General features: G+C 72.4%; 15 protein-coding genes. 1 reads left to right on the plus strand and 14 read right to left on the minus strand.

The window, feature by feature from the left end; translation table 11 throughout:
* Positions 1 to 10: 10 nt before the first annotated feature.
* From JOD54_RS27425 to JOD54_RS27490, 14 genes are all read right to left on the minus strand, one after another.
* Positions 11 to 958: a gluconeogenesis factor YvcK family protein gene (locus JOD54_RS27425; RefSeq protein WP_204456687.1), complete on the minus strand. Its 948-nt coding sequence runs from the start codon at positions 956 to 958 to the stop codon at positions 11 to 13.
* A 20-nt stretch (positions 959 to 978) separates the two neighbouring features.
* Positions 979 to 1,863, minus strand: coding sequence for an RNase adapter RapZ (gene rapZ / locus JOD54_RS27430; protein ID WP_204454689.1), 885 nt, complete (start codon positions 1,861 to 1,863; stop codon positions 979 to 981).
* Complete coding sequence (gene uvrC / locus JOD54_RS27435) at positions 1,860 to 3,893, minus strand: excinuclease ABC subunit UvrC (protein WP_204454691.1); 2,034 nt, start codon at positions 3,891 to 3,893, stop codon at positions 1,860 to 1,862. The genes rapZ and uvrC overlap by 4 nt, the downstream gene beginning before the upstream one ends.
* A 71-nt stretch (positions 3,894 to 3,964) precedes the next feature.
* Entirely contained in the window at positions 3,965 to 4,987 is a 1,023-nt protein-coding gene (locus tag JOD54_RS27440) for a GDSL-type esterase/lipase family protein (protein WP_204454694.1), read from the minus strand.
* 154 nt (positions 4,988 to 5,141) lie between these two features.
* Positions 5,142 to 5,672 carry a Rieske (2Fe-2S) protein gene (locus tag JOD54_RS27445; RefSeq protein WP_307860333.1) on the minus strand — a complete coding sequence of 177 codons (531 nt, stop codon included), beginning with the start codon at positions 5,670 to 5,672 and terminating at the stop codon, positions 5,142 to 5,144.
* Between the two features lie 649 nt (positions 5,673 to 6,321).
* Positions 6,322 to 6,669 (minus strand): type II toxin-antitoxin system PemK/MazF family toxin, encoded by a 348-nt coding sequence (locus JOD54_RS27450; RefSeq protein ID WP_204454696.1) that lies wholly within the window; start codon positions 6,667 to 6,669, stop codon positions 6,322 to 6,324.
* Complete coding sequence (locus tag JOD54_RS27455) at positions 6,656 to 6,874, minus strand: antitoxin (protein WP_204454698.1); 219 nt, start codon at positions 6,872 to 6,874, stop codon at positions 6,656 to 6,658. The genes JOD54_RS27450 and JOD54_RS27455 overlap by 14 nt, the downstream gene beginning before the upstream one ends.
* Positions 6,875 to 6,916: 42 nt before the next feature.
* Positions 6,917 to 7,342 carry a PH domain-containing protein gene (locus tag JOD54_RS27460; protein ID WP_204454700.1) on the minus strand — a complete coding sequence of 142 codons (426 nt, stop codon included), beginning with the start codon at positions 7,340 to 7,342 and terminating at the stop codon, positions 6,917 to 6,919.
* Positions 7,339 to 7,836 (minus strand): 6,7-dimethyl-8-ribityllumazine synthase, encoded by a 498-nt coding sequence (gene ribH / locus JOD54_RS27465; RefSeq protein WP_204454702.1) that lies wholly within the window; start codon positions 7,834 to 7,836, stop codon positions 7,339 to 7,341. The genes JOD54_RS27460 and ribH overlap by 4 nt, the downstream gene beginning before the upstream one ends.
* A complete protein-coding gene (locus JOD54_RS27470) occupies positions 7,833 to 9,095 on the minus strand; it encodes a bifunctional 3,4-dihydroxy-2-butanone-4-phosphate synthase/GTP cyclohydrolase II (protein WP_204454704.1) in 1,263 nt (420 codons plus the stop codon). Before JOD54_RS27470 ends, ribH begins: the two co-directional genes overlap by 4 nt.
* Positions 9,092 to 9,706, minus strand: coding sequence for a riboflavin synthase (locus tag JOD54_RS27475; protein WP_204454706.1), 615 nt, complete (start codon positions 9,704 to 9,706; stop codon positions 9,092 to 9,094). The genes JOD54_RS27470 and JOD54_RS27475 overlap by 4 nt, the downstream gene beginning before the upstream one ends.
* Before the next feature lie 13 nt (positions 9,707 to 9,719).
* Positions 9,720 to 10,715 carry a bifunctional diaminohydroxyphosphoribosylaminopyrimidine deaminase/5-amino-6-(5-phosphoribosylamino)uracil reductase RibD gene (gene ribD, locus JOD54_RS27480; RefSeq protein ID WP_204456692.1) on the minus strand — a complete coding sequence of 332 codons (996 nt, stop codon included), beginning with the start codon at positions 10,713 to 10,715 and terminating at the stop codon, positions 9,720 to 9,722.
* Positions 10,716 to 10,834: 119 nt separating this feature from the next.
* Positions 10,835 to 11,503 carry a ribulose-phosphate 3-epimerase gene (gene rpe, locus JOD54_RS27485; RefSeq protein ID WP_204456694.1) on the minus strand — a complete coding sequence of 223 codons (669 nt, stop codon included), beginning with the start codon at positions 11,501 to 11,503 and terminating at the stop codon, positions 10,835 to 10,837.
* A 48-nt stretch (positions 11,504 to 11,551) separates the two neighbouring features.
* Positions 11,552 to 12,472 (minus strand): NAD(P)/FAD-dependent oxidoreductase, encoded by a 921-nt coding sequence (locus JOD54_RS27490; protein ID WP_204454708.1) that lies wholly within the window; start codon positions 12,470 to 12,472, stop codon positions 11,552 to 11,554.
* Between the two features lie 49 nt (positions 12,473 to 12,521).
* On the opposite strand from JOD54_RS27490, the gene JOD54_RS27495 reads away from it, so the two are divergent.
* Complete coding sequence (locus JOD54_RS27495) at positions 12,522 to 12,989, plus strand: NUDIX hydrolase (RefSeq protein ID WP_204454710.1); 468 nt, start codon at positions 12,522 to 12,524, stop codon at positions 12,987 to 12,989.
* Positions 12,990 to 13,084: the final 95 nt, after the last annotated feature.

Below are 13,084 nucleotides of genomic sequence, written 5' to 3' on the forward strand. Positions count from 1 at the left end.
CCGGGCGGGTTCAGCGCGCCCTCACCGAGGTGATCGCCCGCCGCAGGCTGGCGGCCAGTGCCGCCGGGTCGTGCCGGTCGGGGCTGGCCGAGGCGGCGACCGGGTCCAGCCACATGTCCGCGCCGAGCACCGAGGCCGCACGTCGGAGCCGGTCCGGGGTGGACACGGAGTCGGCGTCGGCGATGACCGCGTCGACCCGCAGCCGGGGCGCGTGCTCGCAGAGTACGTCGAGGTGGCGCTCCGGGGAGAACCCCGCGGTTTCCCCCGGTTGGGGGACCAGGTTGAGCACGACGACCCGGGCAGCGGCGGTGTCGACCAGCGCCTCGTGCAGTTCGGGGACCAGCAGGTGCGGCAGCACGCTGGTGAACCACGACCCCGGGCCGAGCAGCACCACGTCGGCCTCCCGGACGGCGGCGACGGCCTGCGGGCAGGCCGCGGGCGGCTCGGTCTTGCGGTTGGTGTTGTGCAGCCGGATCCGGCGGACCAGCCCGGGCGTGGTGGCCACCGCGACCTGGCCGCGGATGCGCCGGACCGTGTCCGGGTCCTCCTCAAGGCCGGTGACCTCGGCCTCGATGTCGAGCGGGTCGGTCGACATGGGCAGCACCCGGCCGGTGACGCCCATCAGCTTGGCGGCCTCGGCGAGCGCCTCGACCGGGTCGCCGATGACCTCCAGCAGCCCGGCCAGCACCAGGTTGCCGACGGCGTGCCCGGCCAGGGCACCGGTGCCGCCGAAGCGGTGTTCGAACACCGCGGGCCACGGGCCGTCGTCGCCCGCGAGGGCGGTCAGCGCCTTGCGCAGGTCGCCGGGCGGGAGCAGGCCCAGTTCGCGGCGCAGCCGACCGGAGGAGCCGCCGTCGTCGGCGACGGTGACCACGGCGGTGACGTCGGGGGTGATCAGCCGCGACGCGCTGAGCGTCACGTGCAGGCCGTGGCCGCCGCCGAGGGCGACCACCCGCAGGTCCCGCGCGGGCTCGGCCGTCACTCGCGCCCCAGGTCGCGGTGCACGACCTTGACCGCCATGCCGTCCTCGTCGGCCAGCCGCCGCGCCAGTTCCTCGGAGATCGCCACGCTGCGGTGCTTGCCGCCGGTGCAGCCGATGGCCAGGGTCAGGTACCGCTTGCCCTCGCGCCGGTAGCCCGCGCCGATGAGCCGCAGCAGCTCGTGGTAGCGGTCGAGGAACTCGTCGGCGCCCTCCTGGCTGAGCACGTAGTTGCGCACGTCGGAGTCGCGGCCGGTCTGGTCCTTGAGCTCGGGGATCCAGAACGGGTTGGGCAGGAACCGCACGTCCATCACCAGGTCGGCGTCCATCGGCAGGCCGTACTTGTAGCCGAAGGACAGCACGGTGACCCGGGTGGTGGCCGCGGCGTCGGAGCCGAACGCGTCCTCGATCTTGGCGCGCAGCTGGTGCACCGACAGGGTGGAGGTGTCCAGGACCAGATCGGCCTCCTCGCGCAGCGGGCGCAGCAGCTCGCGCTCGGCGCCGATGCCGTCGATGAGCCTGCCCTCGCCCTGCATCGGGTGGCCGCGGCGGACGTGCTCGAACCGGCGGACCAGCACGTCGGTGGTGGCCTCCAGGAACAGCACCCGCGGCCGGTAGCCCTTGGCGTCGAGGTCCTTGATGATCGCCGAGAGGTCCTCGGTGAAGGCGCGGCTGCGCACGTCCATCACCACCGCGACCTTGGTGATCACCCCGCGGGCCTGGGAGCCGAGCTCGACCATGGTGGAGATCAGCTCCGGCGGCAGATTGTCCACGACGAACCAGCCGAGGTCCTCGAGGCACTTGGCCGCGGTGCTGCGGCCCGCCCCGGACAGACCGGTGACGACGGCGACCTCGATGCCGGGGCCGGGGGTTTCGGTGCTCACTGCTGTTGGTCCTCTGCCTTCATCGGCGCGGCGGCCTCACCCGCCAGCGCGCTGTGCACTGCCTTGGCGGTGGCCGCCCCGATACCGGGCACCCCGCTGATCTCGTCGATGCTGGCCGCCCGCAGCCGTTTGAGCGAGCCGAAGTGCTTGATCAGCACCGCTTTGCGGCCCTGGCCGAGGCCGGGGATGTCGTCGAGGGCGGACACGCTGAGCTTCTTGGACCGCTTCTGCCGGTGGTAGCCGATGGCGAACCGGTGCGCCTCGTCGCGGACCCGCTGCAGCAGGTAGAGCGCTTCGCTGGTGCGCGGCAGGATGGCGGGCTCGGGGTCCGCGGGCAGCCAGACCTCCTCCAGCCGCTTGGCCAGGCCGATCACCGCGACATCGGTGACGCCCAGGTCGGCCAGGACGTCGGCGGCGGCATTCGCCTGCGGACCGGCGCCGTCGACGACCAGCAGGTTGGGCGGGTAAGCGAACCGCTTGGGCCTGCCGGTCTCCGGGTCGATGCCCGGCCGCGGCTCGGGCAGGACGACCTCCGGGGTGTCCTGCCCCACCGGTTCCGCCTGGTCGGGCTCCACCGGCTGGTCGTCGGGTTGGCCGTCCGGCTGGTCTTTGGCGCGGTGCTTGGCGAAGCGGCGGCGGACCACCTCGGCGATCGAGGCGACGTCGCCCTCGGTGGCGGCCTCGCGGATGGCGAAGCGCCGGTACTCGGACTTGCGGGCCAACCCGTCCTCGAAGACCACCAGGGAGGCGACCACGTCGCTGCCCTGGATGTGCGAGATGTCGACGCACTCGATGCGCAGCGGCGCGGTGTCCAGGCCCAGCGCCTCCTGCAGTTCCTGCAGCGCGGCGGAGCGGGCGGTCAGGTCGCCCGCCCGGCGCAGCTTGTGCTGGGTGAACGCTTCCTTGGCGTTGCGCTCGACGGTCTCCATCAGCGCGCGCTTGTCCCCGCGCTGCGGCACCCGCAGCGCGACCTTGGACCCGCGCAGACCGCTGAGCCAGTCGGTGATCGCCTCGGCGTCGTCGGGCAGTTCCGGGACCAGGATCTCGCGCGGCACCGGGTTGCTCTCGTCGGCCAACTCGGCCTGGTCGCCGTAGAACTGCGACAGCAACCGGTCGACCAGGTTGGCCACCGGGGACTGCTCGTCGCCGTCGTCGAGCCGGTCGATCACCCAGCCGCGCTGGCCGCGGACCCGGCCGCCGCGCACGTGGAAGATCTGGACGGCCGCCTCGAGCTCGTCGAAGGCGAAGGCGACCACGTCGGCGTCGGTGCCGTCACCGAAGACCACGGCCTGCTTCTCCAGCGCCCGCCGCAGCGCCCCGATGTCGTCGCGCAGCCGGGCCGCCCGCTCGAACTCCAACTCGGCGGAGGCGGCGGCCATCTCCCGCTCCAACCGCCGGACCATGGCGTCGGTCCTGCCGGAGAGGAAGTCGCAGAAGTCCTCGACGATGGCCCGGTGCTCGGTCTCGTCGACCTTGCCGACGCACGGCGCCGAGCACTTGTCGATGTAGCCGAGCAGGCAGGGGCGGCCGATCTGGCCGTGCCGCTTGAACACGCCCTTGGAGCAGGTGCGCGCGGGGAACACCCGCAGCAGCAGGTCCAGCGTCTCGCGGATCGCCCAGGCGTGCGCGTACGGGCCGAAGTAGCGCACGCCCTTGCGCCGGGGGCCGCGGTAGACGTGCAGGCGGGGGTACTCCTCGTTGAGCGTCACCGCCAGCACGGGGTAGGACTTGTCGTCGCGGTAGCGGACGTTGAACCGCGGGTCGAACTCCTTGATCCAGTTGTACTCGAGCTGCAGCGCCTCGACCTCGGTGGACACCACGGTCCACTCGACGCCACCCGCGGTGGTCACCATCTGCCTGGTGCGCGGGTGCAGCGAGGTGATGTCGGCGAAGTACGAGTTCAGCCTGGAGCGCAGGCTCTTGGCCTTGCCGACGTAGATGACCCGGCCCCCGGGATCGCGGAACTTGTAGACCCCGGGTGCGTCCGGAATCGTCCCAGGCGAAGGTCGGTAGGTGGTCGGGTCAGGCACACGACAACCCTACGGCTGCCCACCGACAGTCGGCTCACCCGCCCGACGGGGGTGAGCCGACCGGTCGTCGCCTAGGCCACGGCGTGCAGGTTGCCGTCGGAGCCGATCAGGCAGCGGGCGGTGGGGGTACCGGCGTTGACGAACTCGGTGACGCAGCGGCCGAGCTGGGCGTGGCCGCGGGCGTTGGGGTGGAAGGATTGCTGCGCCATGTGGATGCCGACCGAGTCGAGGCCGCCGAAGACCCACGCGTACGGGTCGACCAGGACGCGGTTCTGCCACTCGGTGGCGGAGTTGTCGCCGCCGCTGCAGGCCTCGCGGCCCTCGGTGGCCCGCGACAGGTCCAAGTAGGACAGTCCGTTCCTGGCGGCGATGCCGCGGTAGGCCTCGGCGAACTGCGGCACGGCCTCCGTGCGACCGTAGCCGGCGTCGGCCAGACGCAGTGGGCAGCCCTGGGGTCCGTGGTTGATCGCGTCCATCTTCTCGGTGACCGGGGAGGCGTACGAGGTGATGACGAACCGGTAGCTGCCGTCGGCGTACCCGGCCTGGCGCATCGCGGACTTGACGTCGGCGACCGCGCGCTCGACCTTGGGGGCCATCGCGGTCAACCTGGCAGGCCACTGCGTGCGCAGGTCCTTGGCGCAGCCGGAGCCGAACGGGTTGAACCACTTCTTGATGCACCCGACGAGGGTGTCGGCGAAGGCCGGGTCGTCGTTCGCGCCGACCTGCAGCACGACCGCCACCACCCGGTTGGCCTTGGCGACGTCGATCAGCCTGCGCGCCTGGGAGCCCTCGGTGTAGTGCGTGGTGTCGGCGAGCGAGACGTTGGCGGCGTCGGCACCGGAGCAGGCGAGGTTGACGGTGCGCTGGGCGAGCTGCGTCTTGTGGATCAGCGCGTTCGCCGAGCGGTGGCACCAGTTGCCGTTCTCGCCGCGGGTGCCCGGCTCGTAGTCGCCCGCGCCCTCCCCGGAGATGGCGCTGTCGCCGAGGGACACGACGGCGGTCGGGCGGTCGTCGGCGACGGCCTGCGGGGCGGCGACCAGGCCCGCGGCCAGCACCACCCCCGTGACGAGACCGAGAACTCGGATGGCTGGCATGGGTCCCCCCGGGTCAGGGTGATGGGTTGACCTTGACTCAACCACCGGTGATCCGGTGAATCCATAACCCGAACGGACCTGGGTCCGGACGCCGTCCGGACCACCCCTACCGTCCACTGTGGAGCGAGCGGCCGGTAGGGGTGGCTCCGGGTGCTCAGCCGAGCACGACGCTGTCGCCGTCGACCTTGACCGCGATGCTCTTGAGCCCGGTCTGCGCCTGCCCCGCGGTGCGCGCCCCGGTACCGGCGTCGAACGTGCTGAAGTGCCGGGGGCAGGTGATCACCCCGTTCTTGGGCGGGTCCACGGTCGCCCCCTGGTGCGGGCACGACGGGTCGAACCCCTTGACGGTGCCGCCCGAGCGCACGAGCAGGATCTTGCCGCCGGACGGGTTGTCGACCAACACCCCACCCCCGTCGGGGATCGCCGCGACCGTGCTCAACGCCCCGCTCGCCCCTCCCCCCGTCGTCGCGCCACCGGTCGTCGCCCCACCCCCGGTGGTGCCACCCCCGGTCGTACCGGTCGTGCTCCCGCTCGGCGAGTCGCTGGTGCCACACGCGGCGAGCACACCGGGCGCCACCAGGGCGACCATCAGGCCGCACAGGACCTGCCTGCGGTTGCGCTCGGGCGGGGTGTTGGTCGTCGTCGGAACGCCGGAATCGACGGTGGTGGGATCGACAACAGTCACGCTGGGCCTCCTCGGAAATCAGTCCAGGGATACACCGAGGCCAACGCGGGCGCCTCCCGACCGGTTCACCGATCGGGGGTATTCACAGTGCGCGCACAGGAACCGATCAGAGCCCCAGGTGCACCCGCAACGCCTCATCCACCGCTGTGAGCAGCGACGCGGGCACCCGCCCCAAGCGGGCGGTGACGATGGAGCAGAGGAACGGCCAAGGCCAGCAGCGGCGACGGGGTGGCTCCGGTCCGCAATACAAGCGGCCGGGAACGGCCACCGACGACACAACACCGCCACCTGATCCACCCGCCCAAGCGCCCCCGTGCACCGCCGCAAGCGGCGGGACAGCACCCCGGGCAGGTGGCGGAGGCGATGGGAACGGCCTGCCAAGCCCGGTGCGCCCACGCAGGCGAAAGGCCACTATGCCCAGCCGGGCGACACGGCTCGCCACGCAGCCGCGGACCGCCGGAACCGATCAGAGCCCCAAGTACACCCGCAACGCCTCATCCACCGCCATGAGCAGCGACGCAGACACCCGCCCGAGGCTGGCGGTGGCGATGGAGCGGGCCTGTCATGCCCGGCGCACCCAGGCAGGCACTCACCCGCCCCCAGCCACCACCATCTCCAAAGGCAACCACAGTGCGCGCACAGGAACCGATCAGAGCCCCAGGTGCACCCGCAACGCCTCATCCACCGCCGCCAGCAGCGGCCCGGGTACCCGTCCCAAGCGGCGCCCCAGGCGGGCGGTGGCGATGGAGCGGACCTGTTCGGCCTGGGCTTTGGAGTCGGCGACCAAGCCGCAGTCGGGGCCGGGGAGCAGGACCTGGAAGGGGAAGACGCGGGTGGTGTTGGAGGTGATGGGGATGACGGTGACGACGCCGCGGCCGGTGCGGTGGGCGGCTTGGTTGGCGGCGTCGTTGCTGACGATCACGGCGGGGCGGACCTTGTTGGCCTCCGAGCCCCGGCTGGGGTCCAGGTCCACCAGGTGGATGTCACCTCGGCGCATCGGCGACCGTCGACTCCCACAGGGCGGCGTCGTCCTCGGCGTCCCACTCGGCGAAGGCCTGGGCGTACTCGTCGCGCATCGCCGTCTCGCGCAGCAGGCCGATGGCGAGCTGGATCACCGAGGACCTGGTCGCCGCGTCGAAGCGGGCCAGGTACTCGTCGATGAACCGCACATCGACGTCCGGCAGGCTCACACTCAGTTTCACACCACTGATGCTACCCCGGTTGCCACCGGGGTGGCCACCACGTCACCCGGTGGTGGCGACGCGGTGCAGTCGGCGCAGCTCGCGGATGGCCTCGACCGCGCGGGCCCCGTCGATCGACTGCACGGCCATGACCGGCACGTACTCGTCGTCGGGCAGCTCCAGCCGTGCCCACGCCGCGCCGTCGGGGAAGCTGATGCCGCGCACCGCCGTCCACGGGTACCTGGTGCGGCCGAGCAGGTTGCGCACGGTGATCCCGTCCTCGTCTGCGGTGACCTTGGGCCAGGTCAGCCACAGCACGCCCGCCGCGAGCAGCACCCCGATGCCGACCATGGCCAGCTGGTCGGACACCTGGAAGTACACCCCGGTGCCGCTGCCCCGCAGCAGGACGGCGACGACCACGAACACGCCGATGAACACGACCGCGATGGGCACGGTCACGAACCAGACCTTGCGCGGGCGGGCGGTCATTCGAAGCCCCGCTCGGTCCACGGCTGGCGCAGCCCGCGCAGCACGAGCGCGGACTCGAGGGCCGCCGCGCACGCCTCGTAGCCCTTGTCCTCGGCCGACCCGGGCAGCCCGGCCCGGTCCAGCGCCTGGTCCTCGGTGTTGACCGTCAGCACGCCGTTGCCCACCGGGGTCGACTCGTCGAGCGCCACCCTGGTCAGCCCCGCGGTGACCGCGTCGCAGACGTACTCGAAGTGCGGGGTGCCGCCGCGCACGACCACACCGAGCGCGACCACGGCGTCGTGGTGGCGGGCGAGTTCCTGGCACACGACCGGCAGTTCGACCGCGCCGGGCACCCGCACGACGGTGGGCTCCTCGATGCCCGCCTCCTCGGCGGCGGCGAGCGCGCGGGCGAGCAGCTGGTCGGTGATCCCCGCGTGCCAGCGGGTCGCCGCGATGCCCAGCCGGATGCCGGTGCTGTCGGGGACGCCCTGCTCCGGCCTGCCCTCGCCGCTCACGCGTCCTCCCCCGCCGCCGAGCCGACGGACCCGATCTCGTACTGCTCCAGGTTGCCCAGCTCGTGGCCCATCCGGTCGCGCTTGGTGCGCAGGTACCGCAGGTTCTCCGGGTTGGGCCACACCGACAGCGGCACCCGGTCGACCACGGTGAGCCCGTAGCCCTCCAGGCCGACCCGCTTGGCGGGGTTGTTGGTGAGCAGCCGCATCGACTTCACGCCGAGGTCGACCAGGATCTGGGCGCCGGTGCCGTAGTCGCGGGCGTCGGCGGGCACGCCGAGCGCGAGGTTGGCGTCGACGGTGTCCGCGCCGTCGTCCTGCAGCTGGTAGGCCTGTAGCTTGTGCATGAGGCCGATGCCGCGGCCCTCGTGGCCGCGCATGTAGAGCACCACGCCCCGGCCCTCGGCGGCGACGGCCTCCAGCGCGGCGTCCAACTGCGGGCCGCAGTCGCAGCGCAGCGACCCGAACACGTCGCCGGTCAGGCACTCGGAGTGCACCCGGACCAGCACGCTCTCGCCGTCGCCGATGTCGCCGTAGACCAGCGCGACGTGCTCGATGCCGTCGAGGCGGCTGTCGTAGCCGACCGCCCGGAAGGCGCCGTGCGCGGTCGGGATCCTGGCCTCGGCGACCCGGTCGACCTGCTTCTCGGTGCGGCGGCGGTAGGCGATCAGGTCGGCGATGGTGATGATCGCCAGGTCGTGCTCGGCGGCGAAGACCACCAGCTCGTCGTAGCGGGCCATCTCGCCCTCGTCCTTCTGCGACACGATCTCGCAGAGCACGCCCGCAGGCCGCAGCCCGGCCATCCTGGCCAGGTCGATCGCGGCCTCGGTGTGGCCGGGGCGGCGCAGCACGCCGCCCTCCTTGGCGCGCAGCGGCACCACGTGGCCGGGCCGGTTGAAGTCCTTGGGGGTGGTGGTCTCGTCGGCCAGCAGCCGGATCGTGTACGCGCGATCGGCGGCGGAGATGCCGGTGGACACGCCCTCGGCGGCGTCGACGGTGACGGTGTACGCGGTGCCCCGGACGTCCTGGTTGGTGTGGAACATCGGCGGCAGGTCCAGCCGGGCGCAGTCGGCCTCGGTCAGCGGCACGCAGATGTAGCCCGAGGTGTAGCGGACCATGAAGGCCAGCAGCTCGGGGGTGCACTTCTCGGCGGCGAAGATGAGGTCGCCCTCGTTCTCCCTGTCCTCGTCGTCGACCACCACCACGGCCTTGCCGTCGGCGATGTCGGCGATGGCTCGCTCGATGGCGGCGAAATCGCTCACCGGTCCCCCTCCTCGGCGGCCAGGTGTGGCCCGGCCAGCTTTTCCACGTACTTCGCGATCACGTCCACCTCGAGGTTCACCCGGTCCCCCGGTTCGCGAAGACCCAGGGTGGTGGCGCGCAGCGTCTCGGGGATCAGGCTCACGGTGAACCAGTCCGCCCCCACCTCGACGACGGTCAGCGAGACCCCGTCGACGGTGATCGAGCCCTTCTCCACCACGTAGCGGGCCAGGTGGGCGGGCAGGCTGAACCGCACCACGTCCCAGTGCTGCGACGGCGCCCGCGACACCAGCTCCGCTGTGCCGTCCACGTGGCCCTGCACGATGTGCCCGCCGAAGCGCTGCCCCACGGCGGCGGCGCGCTCCAGGTTCACCGCGTCCCCCGCGGCGACCCCGTCGAGGCTGCTGCGGAGCAGGGTCTCGTGCATGACGTCGGCGGTGAACGCGCCCTCGGCGTGCTCGACCACGGTCAGGCAGACCCCGTTGACCGCGATCGAGTCGCCGCGCTTGGCGTCGCTGGTGACCAGCGGCCCGGCGATGGTGACCCGCGCGGCCTCTGCCAACTGCTCCACCGCGACGACCTGGCCGCGTTCCTCGACGATCCCGGTGAACACCGGCGGCTCCTCCTCAGTTCCGGACCGGGACCGCGGAGATCCGCACGTCCGGTCCGCTCATGGTGACCTCTTCGACGGCCAGCCGGTGTGCCTCGGTGATGGTCGACACCCCGGATGCGCCCAACGCCACAGGCCCGCCGCCGAGCAGGGTGGGCGCGAGGTAGACCAGGACCCGGTCGACCAGCCCCGCCCCCACGAACGCGCCTGCCAGCGTCGGCCCGCCTTCGAGCAGGACGTCGACCACCCCGCGCGCGTGCAACTCGGCCAGCACTTCGGCCGGGTCGTGCGTGCGCGCCAGCAGGGTCTCGGCGCTGTCGTCGAGCACCCTGGCCCCCTCGGGCAGGTCGGTGTGTCCCACGACAACCCGCAACGGCTGCCGGGCCTCCGGTGTTCCATCCGCAGCGCGCGCGGTCAAAGTGGGATTGTCGATCATGACCGTTCCGGTTCCGACCACAATGGCGTCCACCCGCCTGCGCAGCTCGTGCACCTCTTCGCGCGATTCCGCCGAACTGATCCACCGACTGGTCCCATCGGCGGCGGCGACCCGTCCGTCGAGGGTCGCGGCGTACTTCCACGTCACGTGCGGTCGACCGTGTGTGACGAAGTGCAACCACGCCCTGAGCGGACCTCTGCTGACCTCGTCGGCGAGCAGCCCGGCTTGGGTCTGGACGCCCGCCTCGCGCAGCGTTGTGGCACCGCCGGACGCGACGGGGTTCGGGTCGGACACCGCGTAGACGACCTTCGCCACTCCGGCCGCGATAAGAGCGTCGGTGCAGGGTGGGGTGCGGCCGTGGTGCGCGCAGGGCTCAAGGGTGACCACCGCGGTCCCACCTCTGGCCCGCTCCCCCGCCGCGCGCAACGCCATCACCTCAGCGTGCGGCCCACCAGGTGGCTGTGTGGCGCCCTCGCCTATAGGCACGCCCGAGGAATCCAGCACGACGCACCCCACGGGCGGGTTGGGACTGGTCGACCCCCGCACCTGCTCGGCCAGCGCCACCGCAGACCGCATCGCCGCGGCCAGGCTGTACTCCACGCCGGACAGTCTCCCAGCTCGGGCCCGCCTCCCGGCAGCGGGTCGACCGGAAGTCGCCGGTCCACAGTGGACTCCAGGGCGGCCGGGCCCGCGGGTCAGGCCGGGACGAAGCGGTGGTTGGCGGAGCGGGCCTGGTCACGCAGCGCGGTGATCGCGCGGGCCGGGTCGGCGGCGCCGTAGACGGCCGAGCCCGCCACGAAGCAGTCGACGCCCGCCTCGGCGGCCAGCTCGACGGTGTCGGCGTTGATGCCGCCGTCGATCTCGACCAGCAGGTTGAGGTGGCCGGTGTCCACCAAGCGGCGCAGCGTGCGGACCTTGTCGAGCACCTCGGCGATGAAGCTCTGGCCGCCGAACCCGGGCTCGACCGACATCACCAGCAGGGTGTCGTACTCGGGCAGGATCTCCAGGTACGGCTCGATCGGGGTGCCCGGCTTGACCGAAAGGCCCGCCTTGGCACCGGCGGCGCGCAGGTCGCGGGCGATGCGGACCGGGTCGGTGGCGGCCTCGACGTGCACGGTGACGTTGTGCGCGCCCGCCTCGGCGTACCCGACCGCCCACCGGTCGGGGTCGGAGATCATCAGGTGGCAGTCCATCGGGATGTCGGTCACCTTGAGCAGCGACTCGACGATCGGCAGGCCCAGCGTCAGGTTCGGCACGAAGTGCGCGTCCATCACGTCCACGTGGACCCAGTCGGCCCCCTCGATGGCGGCGAGCTCGTCGGCGAGCCTGGCGAAGTCCGCAGACAGGATGCTGGGGGCGATCATCGGGGAGGTCGACACGAGTGCCCAGTCTAAGTCAGACCGGTGGGGCGCTCAGACGAGGGCGAGGACGGCGTCCGCGCTCCCCCACGAGTGGCTGACGCCCATGCCGCCGTGCCCGTAGTTGTGCACCACCAGCGCCTCGCCGACCCGTTCGGCTTCTAGCCGCGGCGTGGCCCGCCACGGCCGCAGCCCGACCCGGTGCTCGACCACCCCGGCGTCGGCCAGCCTCGGCTCCACGGCAGAGCAGCGAGCGATGATCCCGGCGGCGACCAGCGCGTCCGGGGTGCGGTCCCACACGTCGGGGCGGGTGATGCCGCCCAGCACGACGTGGTCGCCGTGCGGGAAGAACCCGGCCCACTCGTCGCCGAGGACGGCCTCGATGTAGTACTCGTCGAGCCCGGGGTTCTCGACGACGACGTGCTGGCCCCAGAACGGCCGCACGCCCTCGTCGCCCGCCAGTTCCCTGGCGCCGACGCCGGTGCAGTTGACCACCACGGGCGCCTCGGCCGCGGGTTCGGCCAGCGAGGCGACCCGGCGGATCTCGATCTCGACGTCCAACCGCGCGACCAGGTGGTCGAGGTAGCGGGGCATGTCGACGACGGGCACGGTGGTCTTCATGCCGACGCGCATGCCCGGCCGCAGCTCGTCCGGCTCCAGCATCCGGACCTCGGGCAGCCGGTCCACCCACGGCGGCGGTTCGTCCTGGATGTCGGAGGCCTGGGTGCCACGGCACAGGTGCACACCGGTCGCCGGGTCGGCGGCGAGCCCGGTCAGCTCGGGCTGGGTGGCGTAGGCCCACGCGCGCCCCGGGTCGGTGAAGTCGGGTCCCCACAACGCGGCCGCCACGGCCGAGGTGGTCTCCGCGGGCGGTTCGGCGGCCCACACCCGAACCCGCGCGCCGGAGTCGGCCAGCCGGATGGCGGTGCTGAGCCCGATGACCCCCGCGCCGATGACGATCGCGTCCGCTGCCATGGCCGCACGCTACCCCGCCGCGTCACCCGCTTGGGTAGGTTGACCTCCTGTGAACCGGTCCCTGCGGGTGGCGGCCTACGCCGTGTGCGTCGAGGCGGAGAAGATCCTGCTCGCCAGGTGGGTGGGGCGCACCGAGAAGAAGTGGACGCTGCCCGGCGGCGGGATCGACCACGGCGAGGACCCGCTGGACGCGGTGGTGCGCGAGGTGGCCGAGGAGACCGGGTACGCGGTGCGGGTGGACGCGCTGCTGGGCATCCACTCGGTGCGCCGCCGGTTCGAGCGCACCGGGCTGCGGCGAGCGCTGACCAGGGCGGGCAACGCGACCGACTGGCACGGGCTGCGGGTGGTGTACGCGGCGACGATCACCGGCGGGGAGCTGACCTTCGAACAGGACGGGTCGACCGACATGGCCGCCTGGGTCGACCTGGCCGAGGTGTCCACAGTGGACCGGACGGACCTGGTGGACGTCGCGCTGCAGCTCGCGACGCGCAAACCGCCGACCGGGCACGCGGACTGAACTCCTTTTCCGCATACGTGCGGAAATAAGTCATGCGCGCATTCCTCAGGAGGCGGGGCACCATTTTCCGGTAGCCTGGCCGCGGGGAGGAGTTC

Source organism: Actinokineospora baliensis, from assembly GCF_016907695.1.
GTDB classification, from domain to species: Bacteria; Actinomycetota; Actinomycetes; order Mycobacteriales; family Pseudonocardiaceae; genus Actinokineospora; species Actinokineospora baliensis.

What these genes read in the sequence shown, in the direction of transcription:
- JOD54_RS27450 (WP_204454696.1), bottom strand. Translation starts at nt 6,669, where the DNA reads ATGCGCCGAGGTGACATCCACCTGGTGGACCTGGACCCCAGCCGGGGC.
- rpe (WP_204456694.1), bottom strand. Translation starts at nt 11,503, where the DNA reads ATGATCGCCCCCAGCATCCTGTCTGCGGACTTCGCCAGGCTCGCCGAC.
- JOD54_RS27440 (WP_204454694.1), bottom strand. Translation starts at nt 4,987, where the DNA reads ATGCCAGCCATCCGAGTTCTCGGTCTCGTCACGGGGGTGGTGCTGGCC.
- ribD (WP_204456692.1), bottom strand. Translation starts at nt 10,715, where the DNA reads ATGCGGTCTGCGGTGGCGCTGGCCGAGCAGGTGCGGGGGTCGACCAGT.
- JOD54_RS27490 (WP_204454708.1), bottom strand. Translation starts at nt 12,472, where the DNA reads ATGGCAGCGGACGCGATCGTCATCGGCGCGGGGGTCATCGGGCTCAGC.
- JOD54_RS27460 (WP_204454700.1), bottom strand. Translation starts at nt 7,342, where the DNA reads ATGACCGCCCGCCCGCGCAAGGTCTGGTTCGTGACCGTGCCCATCGCG.